Raw genomic sequence first — 19,861 nt, forward strand, 5'->3', positions numbered from 1 at the left:
GCGGGGCGCTACGACGCGATGAGCAGCCCGCGCCGGAACCCGTCGGTGAGCCGCCGCGCGGCGGAGGACCGGCCCGCCCCGAGGCGCCGGGACCGCCCGACGACGACCAGGTCGGCCTGCTGCGCCCGCGCGAGCTCCGCGAGCTCGCCCACGATGTCGCCGGCCGGGAGGAACAGCCGGCCGCGGACGCCCGTGCGGCGGAACGCGTCGGACACCTCGGCGGCCACCTCGTCCGCGACCTCCTCGCCGGAGACGCGGAGCAGGCCGCCGACGTCCCAGCAGAACATCGACATCGACGTCAGCGCGAACGACGACCAGTGCACGAAGGGTCGGACGTAGCAGACGTGGAGCGTCGCGGACTCCCGCTCGGCGAGCCCGAGGCTGAAGGCCAGCGCCCGGGACGACCGCTCGCGCCCGTCGACCCCGACGACGATGGAGCGCAGGCTCATCGGGCACCCCCGGCGCGGGAGACGCGGGCAGCGGGCGGGGTCGTGGGGAACGCGGTCGCGGGGAAGGTGGTCATGCCGACGAGTAGACAGGCCGCGCACCCCGGCGCGGAACACGTAAAGTCCCCCGTGATGTCTGTTTCTCGCCAACCCACCCCGGGGTGGGCGGAGCTGCTGGAGTCCGAGGCGCGCGGCGCGGCCGGGGCGTCGGCCGGCGCGCGGGTCGGCGGGGCGTTCCTCATCGAGCACGCGGCCGTGTCGCCGGACCACGCCCACCGCCAGGGCCACCTCGTGCACGCCGCCTCCGGCGTGCTGTCCCTGACGACCGGCGAGGGGACGTGGATCGCGCCGGCGACCCGGTTCGCGTGGGTGCCCGCGGGCTGCGTGCACCGCCACCGTGCGCACGGGCGCACCGACATGCGCATCGTGTACCTCGACGACGCCCTGGCCGCCGAGCTCCCCGCCGCTCCCGCGGTGCTCGTGGCGTCCCCGCTCGCCCGGGAGGCCGTGCTCGCGGCGACGTCCGGGCAGCCCCGGTCCGCCGCCGCGGTGGCGCACCTCCTGCGGGTCGTCGTCGACGAGGCCACCGCCGCCCCCGAGCAGCCCCTGCACCTCCCGGAGCCCCGCGACCCGCGCCTGCGGACGGTCGCGCGGCTCGTCGAGCGCGACCTCGCCACCCCGCTGTCGCTGCAGGAGGTCGCCGAGGCGACCGGCGTCGGGGCGCGGACCCTCAGCCGGCTGTTCCGGGCGGAGACCGGGATGGGCTACCGGCAGTGGCGGCTGCAGCTCCGCGTCCACCGCGCCCTCGTGCTCCTCGCCGGCGGCGCGGGCGTCACCGACGCCGCGGCGGCGTGCGGCTGGGCAACGACGAGCCAGTTCATCGAGCAGTTCACGCCCCTCGTCGGCACGACGCCGGGGCGCTACCGGGCGGGCGGCGGCGCGCGCTGACAGCCGCGCCCTCAGGCGCGCGTCGTCGCCTCGAGGCCCGCGAGGATCACACCGATGGAGAAGTCGCGGCGGCGGCGCTCGTCCGGCCCGGTGAGCGCCGGCACCAGCCGACTGACCCGCGGGAACCGGTCCGCGTCGGCGTGCTCACCGAGCGCGGCCGCGTCCGCACCGGGGGCGCCGGCGCCGGACCCGCTGCGGCGGCGCACCGTGCGCTCGACGGCGGTGACGGCCGCGAACTGGGCGATGAGGTCGATCGCGAGCGCGGCGTCCGCGTCGGGGACACCGCCGGCCTCCAGCAGCGCCAGCTCGTGCTCGGCCAGCCGCAGCGCGCCCGGGTGCGTGGGGGTGGTCCCCAGCGCCACGACGCCGATGCCCGGGTACAGCTCCAGGGCGTCGATCGTGCGGACGACCGTGGCCGCGAGCGCGGCGCGCCAGTCCCCGTCGGCGACGTCGCCCACGCCGACCAGCCGGACGCTCCCGTAGACCTCGTCGAGCGCGTGCTCCAGCAGCTCGTCCCGGTGGGCGAAGTACGCGTACAGCGACGCCGGCCCGGTCTGCACGGCCGCCGCGACGTCCCGGAGGGTCACCGCCTCGACGCCGCGCTCGCGGATGAGGGCCAGGGCCGCGTCGAGGATCGAGCGGCGCGACAGCGGCGGCTTGGCGGGGCGGTCCCGGCGCGACACGGGTTCGGCGGACGGCGGCACGGCCCCAGCATAGCCGCTTGACACGATCACCGTTCGAGGCGAACAGTGTTCGCGAACGCCGTTCGTCCGAGCGGCCGTCGCGGAGGAGGGCGTCATGTCGGTCCTGGTGGTCGGAGCCAGCGGAGCGGTCGGGGGCCTCGTGGTCGCCGGCCTCCTGGAGCGGGGCGAGCAGGTGCGGGCGACCAGCCGCGACCCGCGCCGGCTCGCGCTGCCGCCGCACGTCGGGACGTACGCCGCTGACCTCGACGACCCCTCCTCGTTCGGCCCCGCCCTGGAGGGGGTCGAGCGCGTGTTCCTCTACGCCGACCTGCACGACCCCGAGGCGCTGGTCGCGCAGCTCGCGCGGGCGGGCGTGCGCCACGTCGTGCTGCTCTCGTCCTCCGCGGTCACCGAGCCCGGCGCCGAGGAGGACTACAACGGGTCCCGGTTCCTGCGCGTCGAGCGCGCGATCGACGCGGCCGGCCTCGACCGCACGTTCCTGCGCCCCGGCGGGTTCGCCGGCAACGCCGCCCGGTGGAGCTGGGGCGTGCGGGCCGACAGCGCGGTGCCGCTCCCCTACCCCGAGGCGGTGCAGGCCCCGGTCCACGAGGCCGACATCGCCGACGTCGCGGTGCTGGCGCTGACCGGCGACACGCTGGTCGGCGCGGCACCCGTCCTCACCGGCCCCGAGCGGCTCACCCTGCGCGAGCAGGTCGCGACCATCGGCGACGTCATCGGCCTCCCCGTGACGGTGGTCGAGCAGACCGAGGCCGAGTCCGCCGCGCTGCTCGGCCGGCACGTGCCGCAGGTGTGGGTCCGCCAGATCATCACGGGCTGGCGCGAGGCCGTCGGCACCACGCCCACGATCTCGGACGCGTACCCGCGCCTCACCGGGCGGCCGGCCCGCGCGTTCCGGACCTGGGTGGAGGACCACGCGGCGCTGTTCCGCTGACCCCGCGGCCCGGCGAGGCGCCGACGCGGCCTACACCGGAGCCGGCACCGCCCGGCCCGGCGCCTCCACGTAGACGAAGCGGGACGTCGCGGAGCGCAGGTCGGCCGACATCCGGGCGAGCTCGTTCACCGCCGACCCGATCTGCTGCACGCTCTGCGTGGAGGCGTCGGCGGCGGACGCCACCCCGGTGATGTTCGACGCGATCTCCCCGGACCCGGAGGCGGCCTCGGCCACGGAGCGCGACATCTCGGTCGTCGTGGCGGTCTGCTCCTCGACGGCCGAGGCGCTGGTGAGCTGGTAGTCGTTGATCGACGCGATGATCTGGGAGATCTCCCCGATCGCGGTCACCGCAGCGGCGGTGTCGCTCTGGATCGTCTCGACGCGGCGCGCGATGTCCTCGGTCGCCTTCGCGGTCTCCTGGGCGAGCTCCTTGACCTCCCCGGCGACGACCGCGAAGCCCTTGCCGGCCTCCCCCGCGCGAGCGGCCTCGATCGTCGCGTTCAGCGCCAGCAGGTTCGTCTGCTCCGCGATGGACGTGATCACCTTGACGACGTTGCCGATCTCCTGGGAGGAGGCGCCGAGCCGCGCGACCTGCTCGTTCGTGACGGCGGCCGCCTCGGTGGCCTGGCCCGCGACCTTCGCGGCCTGCGACGCGTTCTGGGAGATCTCCCGGATCGACGCACCCATCTGCTCGGCGCCCGCGGCGACGGTCTGCACGTTGCGCGACACCTGCTCCGACGCCGCCGCGACGACGCCCGCCTGCGCCGACGTCTGCTCCGCACCCGCGGCGACCTCCGTCGTCGAGGCGGTGAGCTCCTCGGCCGCGGCGGCGACGCTCTGGGCCGCCTGGTCGGTCTGCGCGATCGTGGCGCGCAGGGCCGCCTGCGCGCTGGTGAGCGACCGCGCCATGCGGCCGAGCTCGTCGTCGGAGGACACCACCGGGTCACGGGTGAGGTCGCCGCGCTCGAGCGCGGACAGCGAGGACTCGACCTCGCGCACGCTCCGCCGCAGCGACCGCAGCACGACCGCGCAGCCGATGAACGACAGGACGAGCGCCGCACCGAGCGACACCCACAGGATCAGCACGCTGCGCTGCGCCAGCCGGGAGCCCTCGGCGTTGGTCTGCTCGCCGGCCGCGGCGAGCTGCGACGCCTCCTGCTCCAGCCCGTCGTTGACGGAGGTGGCGAGGTCGCGCATCTCCCCGACGATCAGGGCGGTCGCCGCGGCGTCGTCGCCGGACTCCGCGAGGGTCTGCACCTGCTCGATGTCGTCCATGTACGTGCCGAGGTCGCTCTCGATGGCGCCCATCACGTCGTCGTCGCTCGCGTGCTCCTCGTACCCCGCGAGCTCGGTGCGGACGGTCGCGACGCGGTCCTCGAGGTCGGCGGCCGCCGCCTGCCGGTCCTCGGGCGGCAGCGACGGCAGGATCGAGACCCGCGCGCGCATGCCGCCGACGTCGCGGGTCAGCCCGATCAGCTCCGCCAGCGGCGCGGAGGACTCCGCGTACATCCGCTCCTGCTGGTCGGAGAGCCGACCCAGCCGGTCCGTCGCCATCACGCTCAGCAGCACCGCCACCGCCGCCAGCAGCCCCAGGCAGGCGCCGACCTTCACCGCGATGGACCGATCCGAGAACCACCTCATGCGAACTCCCTCGACAGCCCCTGCCGGATCAGCCATCGGCACGCCGGGGCGACACGGGAGGGAATGCCGAGGGTGAAGTGCGAGGTGGCGGTCCCGCGCCACCCGTCCCTGACCGGCGTCGTCGTCGACGCGGGACGGACGTGCGGCCGCCGGCGCCAGGGGGCGGTCCGTGTCGTCGTGCTCGAGCCACGTGGTGCCCGGACGCCGGCTCGACCGTCATCCCACCGACCCGGCGCGCGGCCGACGGACGGCGCCGCCCCCCGGTCAGGGGCGACGCCGTCCGTCGTGCCTCAGCGGCGGGCGCGGCGCCGGCGGGTCGCGACCAGCGTCGCGCCGGCTCCGGCGAGGGCCAGCGCGAGACCCGCGAGCAGCGCCGCGTCCGAGCCGGTGCGCGCGAGCACGTCAGCGGAGCCGGAGCCGGCGCCGGCGCCGGCGACCGCGGCACCCGGCACCGCGTCACCGGCGGGGGTCCCGGGGTCCGCAGCAGGGCCGGGCGCCGGCGTGCGGTCCGGGCCGGGGACGGGCTCGGGGTCCGGGGCGGGCTCGGGGTCGGACGCGCGGGCGACCGTGACGGCCGCGGTGTCCGTGGCGGCGGAGCCCAGGCACGTGGTGAAGACGGCCCGGTAGTCGGTGGCCGCGGTGACCTCAGCCTCCAGGACGGCCGCGGTGGCGCCCGGGACGTCGGTCCACTCCTGCGTGCCCGCGGGTGCCTGCTGCCACTGCACGGCGGGGGTCTCGTCGCCGTCGGCCGCCGCGGTGAGCTGCACCTGACCGCCGCCGGGGGGCAGGTCCGCCCCGACGGGGTGCGTCGTGACCACGGGCGCCGAGCCGTAGGTGAAGCCACCGGCGGACCGGTGGCTGCGGCTCAGCCCCATCTGGGTGTGCTCGACGACGACGTCGACCGGTCCGCACGCGTGCGCGGGGGTGGTCACCGACCACGTGTCGCCGTCCACCGTCAGGTCGGTGCCGGCCACACCGTCGAACGACACCGCCTGCACCGTGGTGCCCCCGGTGTCCACCCGCATCGGCACCGACGAGCGCGTCGCGTCCCCCGTGCCGAGCTGCCCGTCGTCCCCGAGGCCCCAGGCGTAGGCGTTCCCGTCCGACCCGAGCGCCGCGGAGTAGCCGTGGTCGGCGGTGACCCGGGTGACCGTGACGCCCGGGGGGAGGGCTGCGGCGACCGGCAGCGGCGTCTGGGGGCTCGCGGCGCCGCCCCCGAGCTGTCCGTAGCTCCCGAAGCCCCAGGCATAGGCCTGGCCGTCCGACCCGACGGCCAGGGAAAAGGAGGCTCCGCCGGCCACCTGGGTGAACGTGACGCCCGCCGGTACCTCGACCCGCACCGGCACCGCCGACGTCGTGAAGACGGTGCCGTCCCCGAGCTGCCCGTCGGTCCCGTAGCCCCAGGCGTAGGTGTTCCCGTCCGACCCGAGCGCCAGGGAGTGGAAGTCCCCCGCAGCGACCTGGGTGAACGTGACACCGGCCGGGAGGTCCACGGTCACCGTGGCCCACGAGTCGGTGGTGGTGCCGTTGCCGAGCTGCCCGAACATCCCGAAGCCCCAGGAGTAGGTGTTCCCGTCGGACCCCAGGGCCACGACGTGGCCGTAGCCGGCAGCGACCTGGGTCAACGTCACACCGGCGGGGAGGCCCACGGGCACCGGGACGGACGAGTCGGTGAGGGCGCTGCCGAGCTGCCCGAAGTACCCGCTGCCCCAGGCATAGGCCTTCCCGTCCGAGCCGAGTGCCACGGAGAAGTCGTGGCCGGCGGCGACCTGGGTGAACGTCACCCCGGCCGGGACGTCCACGACCACCGGCACCGACGACTCGAGGCTGCCCTCGCCGAGCTGCCCGAAGCGCCCGTTGCCCCAGGCGTAGGTGTTCCCGTCCGCCCCGAGCGCCACGGAGAACTCGCCGCCGGCGGCGCCCTGCGTGAACGTCACCCCGGCCGGGACGTCCAGGACCACCGGCACCGACGACTCGAGGCTGCCCTCGCCGCGCTGCCCGAACCGCCCGTTGCCCCAGGCGTAGGTGTTCCCGTCCGCCCCGAGCGCCACGGAGAACTCGCCGCCGGCGGAGACCTGCGTGAGCGTCACCCCGGCCGGGACGTCCACGGCCGTCGGCTTCGACACCTCGGTGGTGGTGCCGTCGCCGAGCTGCCCCTCCTGGCCCCGGCCCCAGGCGTAGGTGTTCCCGTCGGCCCCGAGCGCGAGCGTGTGCCTGCCACCGCCGACGACGTCCACGAACGTGACGGGGTCCGGGACCGCGCCGGAGACGACCGTCCCCCCGGAGGTGGGTCCCCGGTCGGGCGCGGGGGCCGCGACCGCAGCGGACGAGCCGGCGAGCAGGCACGCGGTCACGACCGCGACGAGCCCGCCGAGCCTCCGGGACGTGGAACGAACGAACACGAGTGGACCTCACAGTGGGGTGGGAGTCGGGGACCGCAGCACCGGGCCCGCGCGACGTGGGGTCGCGTCCGGGGGCTGCGCCTCGAACCGTAGGTCCGGGTCTCCGCCCGCTACGGGCGAGGCGGGTCCGCTTGCGTAGCGCCGGCGGGCAAGGGGAGTACCCGGCCTGCCCGGCCGAGTGGTCGGTCCCGGCCCGCTAAGTAGTCACGGCACCGTGCGCGCGGCTCTGCCGGTGCGCGGCTGCACCCCGGGGAGCCGTCAGCGACCTCCGGTGTCGGCGTCGCCCGCGCCCTGCCCCTGCGAGTAGCTCCGCGCGAGCGGCAGGAACACGTCGTCGACGATCGCGCGCAGCCGCTCCGGCCCGACCGGCCCGAGGTCCATGAAGATGTCGTGGCGCACCAGGTCCGACGGGAGCGTGAGGACGGCCAGCGGGATGCGACGCAGGTCGATCTCGCCGCGGTCGTGCGCGCGCTGGTACACGGTGCGGGCGTGGTCGGACAGCGCCTGGTCGCCCAGGATCGACGCGCGCATCTGCCGTGGCGTCATGTCGCTGCCGGCCAGCAGACCCGAGGTCGCGATGGCGGCACCGACGGGGAAGATCGAGGACCGGGCCCGGCCCATGCCTCCGAGCAGGGCGAGCAGGTCCCCGCGCAGCGTCCCGGTGTCAGGCAGCTCGACGGGGTGGGCGCGGCGGTTGTGCTCGGTCGCGGCGAGCACCAGCTCGACCTTGTTCGCCCAGCGGCGGTACAGCACCGCGACGCCGGTCCGTGCCCGGGCCGCCACGGACTCCATGGTCAGGTTCGCGAAGCCGGCCTCGACGACCTCGTCCCACGCGGCCTCGAGGATCGCGTCCTCGAGCGCCTGGCCGCGGCGGCGACGGGCGGGTCCGGGGGTCACCCGGTCGATTCTAGAGAGGCTTGTGTTCCCTAGCCACCGGTCCTACTCTCCAAGAGACACTTCCCTCTCTTCGTGGACGAACCATGCCGACACCGACTGACACCCGGCCGACCCCGGACCTGCGTGGCGCGCTCGCGGCGCTGATCGTGGGCGGCATCGCCGCAATCCTCGACTCCACGATGGTCGCGCTCGCGATCCACACGCTGTCCCTGGAGCTCGGCGCGACCAGCGCCGACATCCAGTGGGTCTCCACCAGCTACCTGCTCGCGATCGCCGTGGCCATCCCCGTCACCGGCTGGGTCGAGAGCCGGTGGGGCGGCAAGCGCGCGTGGGCGGCCGCGCTCCTGGTCTTCGTGACCGGTCGGTGCTGTGCGCGATCGCCTGGAGCGTGCCGAGCCTGATCGCGTTCCGGGCGGTCCAGGGCCTGGGCGGCGGCCTCATCATGCCCCTGATGCAGACGCTGGCGGTGCGCGCGGCGGGCGGGCGCGTCACCAGCCGGATGATGGCGACGGTCGCGCTGCCCATGGCGCTGGGGCCGATCCTCGGGCCGGTGATCGGCGGCGTGATCCTCAGCTGGCTCAGCTGGCGGTGGCTGTTCCTCGTCAACGTGCCGCTCGTCGCCGTCGGGCTGTGGATGGCATGGCGGTACCTGCCCGACGACCGGCGTGCCCGCGCCGCACGGCCGGCGCGCCTCGACGTCGCCGGGCTGGTGCTGCTGGCCGCCGGCCTGGCCGCGTCCCTGCTCGGGCTGACCCGGCTCGCCGCGGACGGCGGGATCGGGCACGTCGACGTCCTCGTCCCGGCCGCCGCCGGCGTCGTGCTGCTCGGCGTGTTCGTGGCCCGGGCGCTGCGCCCGGGTGCCACCGAGCCCGTCGTCGACATCCGCCTGCTGCGCGTGCGGTCGCTGGGCTCCGCGTCGCTGGTCCTCTTCGGCACCGGGGCCGCGATGTACGCCGCGATGTTCCTGCTGCCGCTGTTCTACCAGCAGCTCCACGGCCAGAGCGTGCTGCACGCGGGCCTGCTGATGATCCCGCAGGGCGTCGGCGCCCTGGCCGCGCGCTTCGCGGTCGGCAGGCTCGTCGACCGGTTCGGTGCCCGCGCCGTCACCGTCGCGAGCTTCGTGCTGACCGCCGTCGCGACGGTCCCGTTCGCGCTCGCCGGGCCCGGCACCAGCCTGTGGTGGCTCGGCGCGGTGCTCCTCGTGCGCGGCATCGGGATCGGCGCGGTCCTGATCCCCGCGATGTCGGTGGCCTACCAGGACGTCCCCCACGACGACGTCCCGCACGCCACGGCGAACACCCGGATCGCCCAGCAGGTCGGCGGGGCGTTCGGCACCGCGATCGTCGCGGTGGCCCTGCAGTCCCTGCTCGACCAGGGGGCGACCGCGGCGTTCCACGGGGCGTTCTGGTGGGCGATCGGCCTGGCGTGCCTCGCGGTGCTGCCGGCGCTGGCGCTCCCCGGCGGCTCGACGCGGCGGGAGGACGAGCGGCCGGACCCGCCTGCGGAGACCGTGCCGGGCGCCGTCGCGCGCACCGGGTCGGGCTCCGCGCGAGCCTGACGCCGGAGGTACCCGTCGCGGCAGCCTCGCGGCGAGCCGGGCGTGGAACCGTCGCTCGACCTCGGCGACCGAGGCGGCGGTCGCCGCTCGATGCAGCGCAGCTCGTCGACCGCACCGACCTGCCCGACGCCCGGCTCACAGGTCCGCGAGCAGGCGCTCCATCTCGGCGATCTCGGCCGTCTGGTCGGCGATGATCGCGTCGGCGAGCCCGAGGGCGTCCTCGTTCTGCCCGCGGTCGCGGTAGGCCTCGGACATGGCGATCGCGCCGGCGTGGTGGTCGATCATCATCTCCAGGAACAAGCGGTCGAAGCCGGCGCCGGCGTCCTGGAGCCGCTGCATCTGGGCCTCGTCGGCCATGCCGGTGGCCCCGCCGGAGTGGTCCATGCCGCCCATGGCGTCGTCGGCCCCGACCGGGCGCTCGCCCCACGTCAGCAGCCACGAGGTCATGAGGTCGATCTCCGGCTGCTGGGCGAACTGGATCCTCGCGGCGAGGTCCTGCACGGGCTCGCTCTGGGCGCGACCCTCGGCGAGGACGGCCATGTCGAGCGCGCCCTGGTGGTGCAGGACCATCATCTGCGCGAACTCGACGTCGGCGTCGTTGTGCACGACGGACGTCGCAGCGGTGCTGGACGCGCTGGAGGGGTCCGGCCGGTCGGCCGTGGTCCGTTCGCCGGTCGAGCAGGCGCTGAGCAGGGCGCCGAGCGTGAGGGTCGCTGCCACGGCGGCGACGGTTCGGGGGTGCTTCGGGGACATCGGATCGCTCCTCGGTCGGCGGGTGCCCGTCGGGGGTCGGGCGACGGGCGTGGTCGTGCCGGTCGGCGGGTGGTGTCAGCCGGGCAGCCGGGCCTGGACCTCCTCGAGCAGGTCCCGGGGCGCGAGCCACATGGACGGGTAGCTGCCGGACCACGCGCGTCGGCCGTCGGCGTCGACCAGGACGAAGCTGTGCCCGGGCAGCCCCTCGTGCATGCCGGTGCCGAGCGTCCCGTACTCCTCGGAGACGGTGCCGTCGTCGAGGAGGAACGGCGTGGTGACGCCGTACGTCGCCATGTCGGCGCTGATCTGCTCGGCGGTGTTCATCACGATCGGCAGCACGGTGATCCCCGCCTCGGCGAACGCGGGGTCCTTCTCGATCTCGCCCATCTGCTGCAGGCACGACCCACAGCCGGCGCCCTCGTTGAAGTACAGGACGACCGGTGAGCCGCGGAAGTCCGCGAGGCTGACGCTCGAGCCGTCGGTGGCCCGCAGCGTGAAGTCCGGTGCCGGCCCGAGGTCCTCGGCGGTCGTCTCCCGGGCGCTGAGCAGGGCCGCGGTCACGACGGCCACGAGCAGCACGACCACCAGCGCCGACGCGGCGGCCACGACGAGCCTGCGCCGCCTGCCGTGACGGCGCTGGTCCTCGTGGACCTGCGCGAGGGCGACGACCCGCTGCTCCCGGGCGACCTTGGCGGACGTCATCGTGCGGCTCCTTCGTGCTCGCCGTGGCAGCCGGTCCCCGCTGCGGCGTGCGGCTCGGGGGTGTCGTCGGGCGCGGTCCCGGCCGTGAGCGCGGGCGTCCCGGGGCGTCGGCGCTCGGACAGGGTCGCCCAGACGAACAGCGCGGCCAGGGCCACGAGCGCGAGCCCGAGCACCGGTTCGGGGACGGGTGAGGTCCAGTCCTCGAACCGGGAGAACACCGCGGTGAGGCCACGGCCGATCGCCGCCTGCGCCTCGGTGCCCCGGGTCATGTCGGGGCGCCCGGCCAGCAGGATCACGGCGACCCCCATGACGGTGAAGCCGACCGCGACCGCGATGTTCAGCGAGCTCGTCACCAGGGAGCGCCCGGCCAGGCGCACACGGACGGGCCGGGGGCTGGTCCAGCGGCGGTCGCGCAGCCGGGCCTTGTCCCAGATCAGGGCCATCACGAACAGCGGGAACACCATCCCGAAGACGTACGCGAGCCCCAGGAGCAGCCCGCCCGCGGGTGACCCGGACAGGGCCGACAGCGTCATCACCCCGGCCAGGACGGGTGCGCAGCAGCTGGACGCGATACCGGAGAACACCCCGAGCGCGTAGAAGCTGCCGGTGTCGCCGCGGCGGGTGTCCGGGGTGCGCAGCGCGCTCGGCAGCGACCACATCCGACCCGAGACGGCCAGGGCCGCCAGAGCCAGCATCAGGGCGCCGCCCGCGTAGTACAGGGGCGCGTGGTACCGGGCGATCGCCCCGGCGACCATGCTGACGCCGAGGGTGATCGGCAGCAGCACCGTGGCCAGGCCCGCCGCGAACACGAAGGTCAGGGGCAGCAGCCGCCAGCGGCGGTTCTTCACCGCACCGGCGAGGTAGGAGGGCGCCAGGAACACGATGCAGCAGGGCGCGAACAGGGCGACGCCGCCGGCGAAGAACGCGGCCAGGACGCTGCCGGTGGTCAGCAGCTGGGACCCCATCAGCGCACCGCCGCGAGGGGGACGCCGCCGCCGCGTCCGGGCGTCCGCGACGCGCCGTCGCACCGGCCGGTCGGGCGGGCCACCGTGACGCGCGGGAGGAGCGCGCCGCGGGGCGCTCCGGGGATGTCGAGCATGCCTCCCACGGTGCCGCCCGGTTCTTGTGCGGCGGTCAGGGCCGCGTTGAGTTCCGGTGAAGGCTCGGGGCGCGGCTCACCCGGGGGTGGTGGCGCGGGGCACGGAGGGCAGGGCGGCGGGGAGCCGGACGGTGAACGTCGCGCCGCGGCCGGTGCCGTCGGAGGCGGCGCGGATCGACCCGTGGTGGGCGTGCACGAGCGCGCGGCAGATCGCCAGGCCGACGCCGGACCCGCCGCGACCGCGGTCGCGCGCGCTGTCGACCCGGTAGAACCGCTCGAAGACGTGCTCCAGGTCCGCGGCGGAGATCCCCTCACCGGTGTCGGCGACCACCAGCTCGACGGTGTCCGGCGTGCTCCGGGCGGCGCGCAGCGTGACGGTCCCTCCGGCCGGCGTGTGCCGGACCGCGTTGACGACGAGGTTGTCGAGGACCTGCGCGAGCCGGACCCGGTCGACCCGGACCGTCCCGGCGTCGGGCGCCGCCTGCACCTCGATGCGCACGCCGGCGGAGTCGGCACGTTCGCGCCCGGCCAGCGCCGCCGCGTGGACCAGGTCGGCGGCCGGGACGTCGGTCAGCAGCAGGTCGAGCTCGCCGCTCTCGGCGCGGGTCACCGCCGCAAGGTCCCGCGCCAGCCGGGCGAGCCGCTCCGCCTGGTCGCGCAGGACGGCGACGGTCTCGGCGTCGAGCACGCGCACACCGTCCTCGACCGCCTCGACGTACGCGGCGATGGTCGCCGCCGGGGTGCGCAGCTCGTGCGCGACGTCGGCGATCAGCCGTTCGCGCAGCCGCGCGTCGTCCTCCAGGTGCGCAGCCATGGTGTTGAACGCCGCGGCCAGCGTGTCGAACTCGGTGCCGATCCCCGGCAGCGGGACGCGGGCGTCGAAGCGCCCGGCACCCACCTGGGCCGCCGCACGGGACATCTGCGCCACGGAGCGCCCGACGCGGCGGGTGAGCAGCACGCTGACCGCCAGCGCGGTCGCACCGGCCACCACCAGCGCCAGGGCGAGAGCCAGGGTGCTGGCCGACCGGAACGCCTCCTCGACGTGCAGGTCGGCGAGCTCGTGGTCCTCGATGCCGGCCCGGACGAGGTGCTCGTGGAAGAGGGCCGGTCCGACGAGGGTCGCCACGACCCAGGCGGTGACCGCCGCCGCGAGGAGCACCAGGGCGATCGACACCAGCAGCCGCCGGCCGAGCGTTCCTGGGCCGATCGCGTCGCGGGTGCTCACCCCGGGCCCATCCGGTAGCCGACGCCGCGCACGGTGCGCACGAACCGCTGCTCCTGCGCGGTGTCCCCCAGCTTGCGGCGCACGTGCAGGACGTGGACGTCGACCAGGTGCTCGTCGCCGACCCAGCCCTCACCCCAGACCGCGCGGATCAGGGCGGGTCGCGAGAACACGAGGCCGGGACGCGAGGCGAGGGTCGCGAGCACGTCGAACTCCAGGCGGGTGAGCAGGGCGCGCTCACCGTCCACGTCGACCTCGCGGGCACCGAGGTCCAGCCGCAGTCCCCCGATCGTGAGGACGTGCTCGTCCGGCGCGGGCACGTCATCCGGCACGGAGGGTGCCGGCCGCCGGGGCCGGCGCAGCATCACGCGGATCCGCGCGACGAGCTCCCGGGGGCTGAACGGCTTGCTCATGTAGTCGTCGGCGCCGACCGACAGACCGATGAGGGTGTCGACCTCGTCGCTGCGCGCGGTCAGCATCACCACGTAGCAGTCGGAGAACGTCCGCAGCCGCCGGCACACCTCGATGCCGTCGAGGCCCGGGAGCCCGAGGTCGAGCACCACCACGTCCGGGTCGACCTCGCGGAGCACGTCGACCGCCGCCGCCCCGTCGTGGCACAGCGTGACCTCGAAGCCCTCGCGCTCGAGGTAGCCGCCGACCACGGCGGCGAGCGGCCGCTCGTCGTCGACGACCACGGCGCGCAGGGCGGCAGGAGGTCTCATGCCGGCCATTGTGTCGTCGGCGTCGGGCGGGAGCGGGGTGCCGGTCGGCGTCTTCACCGAACCTTGATCGGAGGTCAACCGTCGTCGCGGGGTCCCCTCAACCCGCCCGCGGGACCGTGGCCGTGCCGGCTCCCCGCCGGCCGTCCCCTCGGGTGCCGTGGTAGGCCCGCCGGTGGCTCCCCGGCGCCGGGCCGCCCGGCGGTCGGCCCGCGCGACGACGGCGAGGACCGCGACGCCACCGACCCCGCCATGGCGGCACCCGCCGTCGTGCACGAGACGACCCGACCCGAGGAGGAGCCGTGCCCACCACCGCCCCCGACCTGCCCGTCATCACCGTCGTGCAGGCCCCCGCCTGCCACTTCTGCGACGACGCGAAGCACGCCCTGGCTGCCCTGGCCGAGCAGACCCCGCTGCTGGTCCGCGTCGTCGACATCGACAGCGACGCCGGCCGCGCCCTCGTCGCCGAGCACCGGCCGGCCATGAACCCGCTGGTCCTGCTCGACGGGCGGTACTTCTCCTCCGGTCGGCTGCCCCGCAGGAAGCTGGCGAAGGCGCTCGAGGGCCGGACGGGCTGATCGACCCTTCCTCGCGCCCGTGCCTTGTGCCCGACACGCGGCCGTCCCGGGCGGCACGATGGCCGGGGAGCCCGTGGTCGCCGACTCCGTGGCGCGCACCGGGTCTCCGAGGGACCCGGCGCGTGTCCGTCCTGGCGACGCCCCGGTCACGGAAGTCCCCTGGACACGACGAAGGACGCACACATGCGATCGAGATTCCTCAGCGTCGACGCCCTTGCCGGCGCCACGACGGACCACCAGGTGCTGGACCCGCACTCGGTGCTGATCAGCCGGTTCGCCACCCTCGGTGAGGGGAACGTCTTCTACCCCGGCGTCGTGATCCAGTCCGACGAGGACTCCGTCCTCACGATCGGCTCGCACAACGTCTTCTACCCGGGCGCGTTCCTGCTGGCCGAGAACGGTGGCCGCCTCGAGATCGGATCGCACGGCTCGTACGGGCCCGGCGGGGTGCAGCTCAAGGCCGACGCACGCGGCACCGCGATCATCGTCGGTGACCGCGTGCGCCTCACCAACGGCCCCGAGGTCGTCGGCGCGACGTCGATCGGCGACGGCGGGCAGCTCATCGGCCCGATCCGGGCCCGGTCCGTGCAGATCGCCGGCGGCGGCGACCACACCGAGCCGGACGTCGACCGCCGGGCCGGCGTCCTCAAGGGCGTCGGCCTCGCCCGCGGCACCCGCGTCGAGGTCGGCGAGGTCGTCAACGGCCTCGGGAACTTCGCCGACGCGCGCGTGGAGCGCCAGAGCGTCTACCACCCGCGGGCGTGATGCCCGTCGAGCAGGACGACCATCACGTCCACTCAGGTCGCACTCGCCGCCTGAGCACCCAGCGGCGCGAGCGCATCACGGCCGGCGGCGCTCGTGCCGCTGCTGTGTCGCGGGACGGCGCTCCGGCCGTCTGCTCTACCGACAGCGCGGGACTTCCTCAGTCCACGCGGCCTGCGCGTGGCGCACAGCCTGCTGCATCCGGAACACAACTTGCAGCGTGGTCTTGGCGCCAATACAGAACGTCTCGGCGGAGCGCGCAGCTATGCAGGAAGGCGTTGACAGGACCGGTCAGTGGTAGGACCGTCTAGTGGTGCTCTAAGGCAACGATCTAGGGGGCGATGTCGTGAGTGGTCGACGAGTTGAGCGGCGGCTGGCGGGGATCGGTGCCGCCCTGTTGTTGGTGTTGGCATCGGGCGCGAGCGGGGCAGCGCAGGGCGCAGAACCGGCCCGAGTTTCGTACGAGGATGCTGTGCCGGGCGTCGCGCCCGCCGACGTGGACAGCAACGCGGTGTATTACGACCAAGCTGGGCGCGAGATCACATCCGGCGGTTCCGGGCTCGCGTCCACAGCTGAGACGTCGGTCAGTCCGCAAGCAATCGGGTGCACACCTGGCAGCGGCCGAGACAATCCACATCCTTCCTCAGGGGATGTCTCGGGCCATGGATGGTGGACGAAGGGAACGTGCACCGCCGACACCGCACACGTGTACAACTGCCTCTACGAGTACTACACGGATGGGTCCTTCCGTCAGAAGGCGTGCTCCGAGACAGTGCAGGTCGGTCCTGGTGGAGGGCGTGGCAAGCGCTCGACCGCCCGAGCGACCTGCTCGAGCACTCTCACCACGACGTGGCGCAACCATGTCGATGTCGACGTGGACGGGCAGATCGACACCGGTGAGCAGCCTTACAACGCCGCCACGATCGCGTGCCGGGTCAACTAGGTGAGGCGAGGGCCCTTGCGCCGTAGCGAACGCATCCCGTCATGGCTGTAGAGCGGGCACGAGATCTGGCAGCGGCCCGCTGGCTCACCCAGTCCGGGGTTCCTGAGGAACTCCTGGTGAGCGCTGGCCCAGGGGGGTACGAGGCCTATGCCCGACTTCGGCTGATCCCGGACCCCGACCGGCCGGACCAGCTCGAGTCCGAGGCGGTCGCCGGGACAGGGGGCCTGTCGGACATCGGCAAGATGCGCCGGGCGCTGCTCTCGCTCGCCACCTTCACGAGCACGCCCGAGTCGGTGTACTTCGGCGTCTGGGACGGCTACTCGGACGTCCGCCTGCCACCCGCACTCTCCCGAGGTCCGTTACTGAAGCTCGCGAGCCGGGAGTACGCGGTGCTTCACGGGCGACTCGAGGACATCGGCGGCTGGGAGCGGTTGCTGGGGACGGAGTCCGACCTCCCTCCAGCCCTGGTGTGGCCGGAGGACCGCCGGTGGTGTGTCGTGTGCGATGTCGATGCGCACTGGGCGGGTATAGCTGCCACCCGCGAGGCGGTCGATCGGCTGCGTGCCGACGACGGACTCGACGTCGTGGTGTGGCGCCCCGAGGATGTGCGGGGGCTGCGCACCTACCTCTAGAGGCGTGGTGAACCCTCACCTCGCGGCGGCGCCGGCGTCAGCTCGCCGGGGCTGACGGGGCCGGTTGAGGCGCCAGATCCGACGCTGGCCCCGGTGGGACGCGACAGCGGCTTGACCGCGTCGATGGGTTGCTTCTTGCTCGGTGTCGCACGCCGGAGCCGCGGCCGTCGAGCGACCGGGGCGCGGAGCTTCGGCCCCTGGTCGGCGTCGGCGCTCGAAGCACTCGACGCCTTTCCCCGTCTCCAACCGACCCTAGATCAGACCCAGCAGCTAAGGCGCCGTGTGCGCCCGTCGCAGCGCAGCGAATCTGTCCCTCCACCGCTGTTGCACGATCGGATAGGGCTCCAACCACTGCGTAGGCTGCTCCGGCAGGGGGAAGCCATGCTCCTCAAGCAGACACTCGAGCGGGATCCATGCCCGGGATCGTTCAGTGGGGCGCGAGAGGACGTCGTCCCGGACCTGACGCACCGCATCGTCGTCGCCGCGGGCAACGCGGACCCTGACCAGGATGGGCCGCCCCCGATACGCGGCGAACGCGAAGTCGAACGCCGGCCAGCGCGGCCGCCACAGCCTGCAGGCTGTGGCGGAGCGCAGTGAGAGTGGACTCGACGTCTAGCGTTCCTCGGGTGCCGTCAAGGTCAACTCGAGTCGTCGCCGCGACCACGGTTCGTGGATGCTCCGGTCTCCAGCCGTGCAGCGGAGGCAGTTCGCGGGCCGCCCAGACTTCCAACCGCCTAGACAGCGTGGATTTGCCGACTCCGCCAGCACCATGGAAGACGAGGACGTTCCGGTTCCCTGCAAGCCACGGGGCGCGTTGTCGAGCAGCGTCCGGTGTCGGGTGAGAGCTACGGCAAACACTTCCGCGGCTTCGGCTCTGTCGGTAAACAGATCACCGGGACTCGGGTTCACTCGTGCCTGGGATGCGGGAGCGCGTTCCATCGTGCCTCCTCGATCACGGTGGGGCTGACAACACATGTGCAGGATGACGGACGTTGCACAGCTGGAGAGGAACGTCGCAATCTGCCCCGGGCTTGTCCGCGCTCGCCCCCGACCGGGTTGGGGGAACAGCGCGGTCGACGCCATGTCGACAGAGATGTCCGCCGGGTCTCACGTCGTCACGCCCGGTCCGTAGGTCCCGTCTACGCCTGCACCTCGCATCCCCCGGCGACCTTCATCGCCTCGTACCGATCTCGCTTCAGGTCGTCGTGGGCACGGGGCAGGCACCCCGGACAGGCAGGCAGCATTCCGCCCCTCACCCTCGGCTGGCGGCTCCAGATGGCACTGCGTCAGGCCGGGATCTCGGTCCAGGAGATGGCTGACGAACTCGGCATGGCACGCAACAGCCTGAGCCGATGGATGGCTGACCGCGGCACACCGCCTCGCGCCGCATTCGTGAAGCAGTGGGCGCTCCGCACCGGTGTGCCCTACACCTGGCTCGCGACCGGGGAAGCAGAGAACCCCCGCCCGGGGGACCCGGACGGGGGTTCGACTGCTGATGCTGCGCTGTGCGCCCGGAGGGACTCGAACCCCCAACCTTCTGATCCGTAGTCAGATGCTCTATCCATTGAGCTACGGGCGCCTGGCCCGAGGGCCGCAGACGAGGATACAGGTCCCCCGCCCCTGGCCCAAACCGGCGCCCGGACCCCCCGCCGGCCACCCCGGCGACGGCGGTCCCACCCCCACCGCCCGGTCACACAGCGGGCGCAGATTGAACACCCGGAACGCGCCCGCCGCCACCTGAGTGCCGCCTATGGTGTCCGTGCAGGTCGTGGCAGGCGTACGCCGCGGCCACTGGACGCCTGGCCCCGGCCGGCTCCGGTCACCGCTCCGACACCAGGGGGACACGATGACCCGACCGACTCGCACGCGCCTCGCGCTCGTGACCGTGAGCGCCGCGGCTCTGCTGCTGGCGGGCTGCTCCGGCGGCGGCAACGGCGGCAAGGGCGGCGGGTCGTCGGCCTTCGAGTGGGAGGCGGGGCCGCTGGACGAGTACCAGTCGCGCATCTACGGCTACTCGCTGGACGCCGACGAGCAGAGCCAGGAGGAGCTGCAGGCGGAGTCCGACAAGCAGAACCGCCGCGTCGAGGAGCTCGTGGCGTCCTGCATGCAGGAGCAGGGCTTCGACTACCAGCCGAACGTCGGCAACACGGGCACCGTCTACACCGGCGACGACCTGGACGTCGAGTGGGGTACGCGCGAGTTCGCGGAGCAGTACGGCTACGGCATCAGCACCGACCCGTGGGGCAACGAGGACGTCCCGGTCGAGGACGGCGCGGAGTACGTCGACCCGAACCAGGAGTACGTCGAGTCGATGTCGGAGTCGGAGGCCGAGGCGTACAACGAGGCGCTGTGGGGCCCGCCGCAGGACTACGTGGAGGGCGAGGAGCCGCAGGAGTACGACTGGACGCAGGGCGGGTGCTACGGCGCCGCGCAGCACGAGGTCTACGAGGGCGGCGTCGAGCTGGACGAGTTCAGCGCGATCGAGGAGGAGATCGGGACGTTCTACGAGTCGGTGCAGGCGGACCCGCGGATGGCGGACCTGCACGCGAAGTGGGGCTCGTGCATGGCGGACGCCGGCTACGACGGCATGACGAACGCCTACGAGTCGCAGCAGCCGCTGTACGACGAGTGGAACGAGCTGCAGGGCTGGGAGGACCCGGAGTACCAGGAGCAGGTGGAGTCCTGGGACTGGGAGGCAGACCCGGACGGCCCGCCCGCGCCGGAGCCCGACGAGGCCGCGGTGAAGGCGTTCACGGAGAAGGAGATCGCCATGGCGGTCGCCGACTTCGACTGCCAGGACAAGACGAACTTCCAGGAGGAGGCGATGAAGATCGACCACGACCTCCAGCAGCAGTTCGTCGACGAGCACGCGGACGAGCTCGAGGCGTGGGCCGAGGCCGCGACCGCGGCCCGGGACGCCTGAC

Annotated in this window: 19 protein-coding genes and 1 tRNA gene; 9 read left to right on the forward strand and 11 right to left on the reverse strand. The window is 74.1% G+C overall.

Translation table 11 applies throughout. The features are described 5' to 3' along the window. Window positions 1-8: 8 nt before the first annotated feature. On the reverse strand, window positions 9-449 hold the full coding sequence (locus tag AAHH18_RS00395; RefSeq protein WP_283319172.1) for a universal stress protein: 441 nt from the start codon (window positions 447-449) through the stop codon (window positions 9-11). 129 nt (window positions 450-578) lie between these two features. Between AAHH18_RS00395 and AAHH18_RS00400 the strand changes: the two genes are divergently transcribed. Then, window positions 579-1,394: an AraC family transcriptional regulator gene (locus AAHH18_RS00400; RefSeq protein ID WP_343300154.1), complete on the forward strand. Its 816-nt coding sequence runs from the start codon at window positions 579-581 to the stop codon at window positions 1,392-1,394. Window positions 1,395-1,405: 11 nt separating this feature from the next. Here AAHH18_RS00400 and AAHH18_RS00405 read toward each other — a convergent pair whose 3' ends face one another. Continuing rightward, entirely contained in the window at window positions 1,406-2,098 is a 693-nt protein-coding gene (locus AAHH18_RS00405; protein WP_343300155.1) for a TetR/AcrR family transcriptional regulator, read from the reverse strand. A 94-nt stretch (window positions 2,099-2,192) separates the two neighbouring features. On the opposite strand from AAHH18_RS00405, the gene AAHH18_RS00410 reads away from it, so the two are divergent. Next, window positions 2,193-3,029 (forward strand): SDR family oxidoreductase, encoded by an 837-nt coding sequence (locus AAHH18_RS00410; RefSeq protein ID WP_343300156.1) that lies wholly within the window; start codon window positions 2,193-2,195, stop codon window positions 3,027-3,029. Between the two features lie 30 nt (window positions 3,030-3,059). Here AAHH18_RS00410 and AAHH18_RS00415 read toward each other — a convergent pair whose 3' ends face one another. The 3 genes from AAHH18_RS00415 to AAHH18_RS00425 all read right to left on the reverse strand — a co-directional run bounded on the left by AAHH18_RS00415 (window position 3,060) and on the right by AAHH18_RS00425 (window position 7,969). Further along, window positions 3,060-4,670, reverse strand: a complete 1,611-nt coding sequence (locus tag AAHH18_RS00415) for a methyl-accepting chemotaxis protein (RefSeq protein WP_343300157.1) — start codon at window positions 4,668-4,670, stop codon at window positions 3,060-3,062. Between the two features lie 290 nt (window positions 4,671-4,960). After that, complete coding sequence (locus tag AAHH18_RS00420) at window positions 4,961-7,072, reverse strand: RCC1-like domain-containing protein (protein ID WP_343300158.1); 2,112 nt, start codon at window positions 7,070-7,072, stop codon at window positions 4,961-4,963. 258 nt (window positions 7,073-7,330) lie between these two features. Continuing rightward, on the reverse strand, window positions 7,331-7,969 hold the full coding sequence (locus tag AAHH18_RS00425; RefSeq protein ID WP_343300159.1) for a TetR/AcrR family transcriptional regulator: 639 nt from the start codon (window positions 7,967-7,969) through the stop codon (window positions 7,331-7,333). 83 nt (window positions 7,970-8,052) lie between these two features. On the opposite strand from AAHH18_RS00425, the gene AAHH18_RS00430 reads away from it, so the two are divergent. Together AAHH18_RS00430 and AAHH18_RS00435 are read left to right on the forward strand one after the other, a co-directional pair. Then, a complete protein-coding gene (locus tag AAHH18_RS00430; RefSeq protein ID WP_343300160.1) occupies window positions 8,053-8,370 on the forward strand; it encodes an MFS transporter in 318 nt (105 codons plus the stop codon). Further along, a complete protein-coding gene (locus tag AAHH18_RS00435) occupies window positions 8,358-9,527 on the forward strand; it encodes an MFS transporter (RefSeq protein ID WP_343300161.1) in 1,170 nt (389 codons plus the stop codon). Before AAHH18_RS00430 ends, AAHH18_RS00435 begins: the two co-directional genes overlap by 13 nt. A 135-nt stretch (window positions 9,528-9,662) precedes the next feature. Here AAHH18_RS00435 and AAHH18_RS00440 read toward each other — a convergent pair whose 3' ends face one another. The 5 genes from AAHH18_RS00440 to AAHH18_RS00460 all read right to left on the reverse strand — a co-directional run bounded on the left by AAHH18_RS00440 (window position 9,663) and on the right by AAHH18_RS00460 (window position 14,034). After that, window positions 9,663-10,247 (reverse strand): DUF305 domain-containing protein, encoded by a 585-nt coding sequence (locus AAHH18_RS00440; protein ID WP_343300162.1) that lies wholly within the window; start codon window positions 10,245-10,247, stop codon window positions 9,663-9,665. Window positions 10,248-10,355: 108 nt separating this feature from the next. Next, complete coding sequence (locus AAHH18_RS00445; RefSeq protein ID WP_343300163.1) at window positions 10,356-10,982, reverse strand: peroxiredoxin family protein; 627 nt, start codon at window positions 10,980-10,982, stop codon at window positions 10,356-10,358. Beyond that, window positions 10,979-11,947, reverse strand: a complete 969-nt coding sequence (locus AAHH18_RS00450) for a cytochrome c biogenesis CcdA family protein (RefSeq protein ID WP_343300164.1) — start codon at window positions 11,945-11,947, stop codon at window positions 10,979-10,981. The genes AAHH18_RS00445 and AAHH18_RS00450 overlap by 4 nt, the downstream gene beginning before the upstream one ends. A gap of 210 nt (window positions 11,948-12,157) precedes the next feature. Then, a complete protein-coding gene (locus AAHH18_RS00455) occupies window positions 12,158-13,306 on the reverse strand; it encodes a sensor histidine kinase (RefSeq protein ID WP_343300165.1) in 1,149 nt (382 codons plus the stop codon). Beyond that, the gene (locus AAHH18_RS00460; RefSeq protein ID WP_343300218.1) at window positions 13,303-14,034 is read right to left on the reverse strand and encodes a response regulator transcription factor; all 732 of its coding nucleotides are present in this window, start codon (window positions 14,032-14,034) and stop codon (window positions 13,303-13,305) included. The genes AAHH18_RS00455 and AAHH18_RS00460 overlap by 4 nt, the downstream gene beginning before the upstream one ends. Before the next feature lie 290 nt (window positions 14,035-14,324). On the opposite strand from AAHH18_RS00460, the gene AAHH18_RS00465 reads away from it, so the two are divergent. The 4 genes from AAHH18_RS00465 to AAHH18_RS18280 all read left to right on the forward strand — a co-directional run bounded on the left by AAHH18_RS00465 (window position 14,325) and on the right by AAHH18_RS18280 (window position 18,485). Beyond that, on the forward strand, window positions 14,325-14,600 hold the full coding sequence (locus AAHH18_RS00465) for a glutaredoxin family protein (RefSeq protein WP_343300166.1): 276 nt from the start codon (window positions 14,325-14,327) through the stop codon (window positions 14,598-14,600). A gap of 183 nt (window positions 14,601-14,783) precedes the next feature. Further along, window positions 14,784-15,365 carry an LbetaH domain-containing protein gene (locus tag AAHH18_RS00470; RefSeq protein WP_343300167.1) on the forward strand — a complete coding sequence of 194 codons (582 nt, stop codon included), beginning with the start codon at window positions 14,784-14,786 and terminating at the stop codon, window positions 15,363-15,365. A 1,056-nt stretch (window positions 15,366-16,421) separates the two neighbouring features. After that, window positions 16,422-16,937 carry a hypothetical protein gene (locus tag AAHH18_RS00475; protein WP_343300168.1) on the forward strand — a complete coding sequence of 172 codons (516 nt, stop codon included), beginning with the start codon at window positions 16,422-16,424 and terminating at the stop codon, window positions 16,935-16,937. A 1,275-nt stretch (window positions 16,938-18,212) separates the two neighbouring features. Then, on the forward strand, window positions 18,213-18,485 hold the full coding sequence (locus AAHH18_RS18280) for a helix-turn-helix domain-containing protein (protein ID WP_459349050.1): 273 nt from the start codon (window positions 18,213-18,215) through the stop codon (window positions 18,483-18,485). Here AAHH18_RS18280 and AAHH18_RS00480 read toward each other — a convergent pair. Then, a tRNA-Arg gene (locus tag AAHH18_RS00480) sits at window positions 18,444-18,516 on the reverse strand. The genes AAHH18_RS18280 and AAHH18_RS00480 overlap by 42 nt on opposite strands. A gap of 267 nt (window positions 18,517-18,783) precedes the next feature. On the opposite strand from AAHH18_RS00480, the gene AAHH18_RS00485 reads away from it, so the two are divergent. Next, a complete protein-coding gene (locus tag AAHH18_RS00485) occupies window positions 18,784-19,860 on the forward strand; it encodes a hypothetical protein (RefSeq protein ID WP_343300169.1) in 1,077 nt (358 codons plus the stop codon). Window position 19,861: the final 1 nt, after the last annotated feature.

The organism is Cellulomonas olei, from assembly GCF_039548315.1.
Lineage (GTDB): Bacteria > Actinomycetota > Actinomycetes > Actinomycetales > Cellulomonadaceae > Cellulomonas.